Here is a 2,016-nt window from a genome sequence, read left to right as displayed (position 1 = left end):
AAAGGACTCCACCCCAGCCTGTTTAGCCCCGCTTCTGCAAAATCAACAATACTGCCTGGGGGGTCATCTTTCTGTACTCTATCTGCCCCCCTTTCTGTATTGGGCACAACAGCGCCCCTGGTTGGTGACCTCTGACACTCAACCAATCATTTACAAACGCGATTCGGCAAAGCCGACGCTTCGCGATCGCGTTTTCAGGTAAATAAACTGTTCTATCCTTCCCCCCTTTACCCTGACGCACCTCCAATGCACCAGTGGAACCATCAAAATCTCGCACTTCCAGCTTCACCACCTCTGCCCGTCGCAGTCCCGCACCCCGTAGAATGCCAATTAGGGCGGTATCCCTAGCCCCTTGGTTGGTTGTATCGGAGGCACATACCTTAATAAGTGCTGTAATTTCTGTTTGAGTTAATGCTCGACCTCTAGGTAAGGGATGATTCTTAATCCTGGGTAAATCCACCGCCGCCTCATAATCTTCTGCCTGCATCAGTTTCAACTTCTTTGCCACAGCTAACACTCCTCTGAGGGCTGCCATCTTCTTCTTGACCGTGGCGGGGGAATTGATTTCTAGTAGTGCGGCTTGGACGGCAGCGGTGTGCTGATAGGTGAGAGCTGCCCAGTCAAGGGTATCCGCATCACATTCGTTATTGGTTAGTAGGGATGCGATCGCATCCAAAGCTTGCCTCATTGTTGGCTGCGACCCAGGACTCAAAATACTCAAATAAACCCGTGCCGGATGCCCAGTCAACGGTGAAGCTGTGGTGAGACAGAGTGAGGTGGTAGTGAGGGTCACACTGAACCGATGGACAGTCTTGTTCTGCGCGAATAACAACTTTTTTGTATTACACTCTTGACACTTTGTAGTGTATTATGTAGTATATATATAACAAAGTAATACAGGACGAACACCTGCTTGCTCTGAAGCACCTTGAAAACTTCAGAGAATCCTAAATCTATGGGTCGGCTCACCTATTGGCGTGGGTAACTGTCTTTGACACTCCCCAGCCTGTCCGCGTAAGCGAGCTTACATCCGGTGGTTTAAAAACGCGGGGTTTTGGCTTGTGGGAATTTCCATAAGGATCTGTCTAAATCGAAAACCTAGCAATCCATCCACGTTGTACAAATAGCGGTAGCTCAGATGCCACATCAATAGCTAATTCATCAGCAGCTAGGTCTTGACAAATTGCTTCAAATCGATTTTCGGCTTGAAAAGCTTTCAGCAGTTGCCATTCTGCTTTTGTTGGCAGCTCAATGCGCATATCATAACCATTGCGCCAGAGGAATAGTTGTATGCCCCCTTCATCCAAATTCACTTGCTGATCACCTTCGTATTCAGGCTGATTAACTTCCCAAATGCGATGGATCGGGTAAGCTGACTCAATCAGAACACTATTTTTAGGTAAATGGAAAATCAGTTCTCCCCATTTTTCTTGGGGAACTGTACTCAATGCTTGGACATCTAACTTGGTAGCCTCTTCACCATTAAACACACGATGCCAGTGCCACTCTAACCTGGCCACATCTGGTAAATAGGGTAACTGTTTTGCTGGCTCAAAATTGGCTAGAAAATCAGGAAAGTGCTCGCCATAATTTCCTAAATCCATTGATATAGAAGGAAACCGTTGGATATAGCTTATCGCTGTTCCATCAAAAAATTTCTCTCCCACCAAACAACAGCAGACTGGATAAATTGACATTAAGGTTTGGCTCAGGTTGCCTAGGACACTGCTACGATAAATCGCTAACCCTTCAGCAGGGGTCAATTGTTTAGCTGCTTTGATGTGTTGAGCAATGGTTTGTGTACTGGCAGGATTATTTTCAAAAACAGCATCGTAAAATAACTGTTGTAGTGTCCTTAATTCCATCTACTTACCTGATCTAAATACGTAAGCTATCAGCTATCAGCTATCAGCTATCAGCTATCAGCTATCAGCTATCAGCTATCAGCTATCAGCTATCAGCTATCAGCTATCAGCTATCAGCTATCAGCTATCAGCTATCAGCTATCAGCTATCA

At 45.9% G+C, this 2,016-nt stretch carries 2 protein-coding genes; both read right to left on the bottom strand.

From position 1 onward, the window contains the following. Window positions 1-22: 22 nt before the first annotated feature. Window positions 23-832 (bottom strand): tyrosine-type recombinase/integrase, encoded by an 810-nt coding sequence (locus tag F6K20_RS36100; protein ID WP_287298039.1) that lies wholly within the window; start codon window positions 830-832, stop codon window positions 23-25. A gap of 253 nt (window positions 833-1,085) precedes the next feature. Next, entirely contained in the window at window positions 1,086-1,865 is a 780-nt protein-coding gene (locus F6K20_RS36095; RefSeq protein WP_287298037.1) for an HvfC/BufC N-terminal domain-containing protein, read from the bottom strand. Window positions 1,866-2,016 lie beyond the last annotated feature (151 nt).

This window comes from Moorena sp. SIO2C4 (genome assembly GCF_010672485.1).
GTDB classification, from domain to species: Bacteria; Cyanobacteriota; Cyanobacteriia; order Cyanobacteriales; family Coleofasciculaceae; genus Moorena; species Moorena producens.
Note: the sequence above shows the minus strand (reverse complement) of the source record. Positions and strands in the feature narration are given on the sequence as shown.

Excerpts from the sequence above, each read along its gene's own strand:
- F6K20_RS36095 (WP_287298037.1), bottom strand. The coding sequence starts at position 1,865 with ATGGAATTAAGGACACTACAACAGTTATTTTACGATGCTGTTTTTGAA.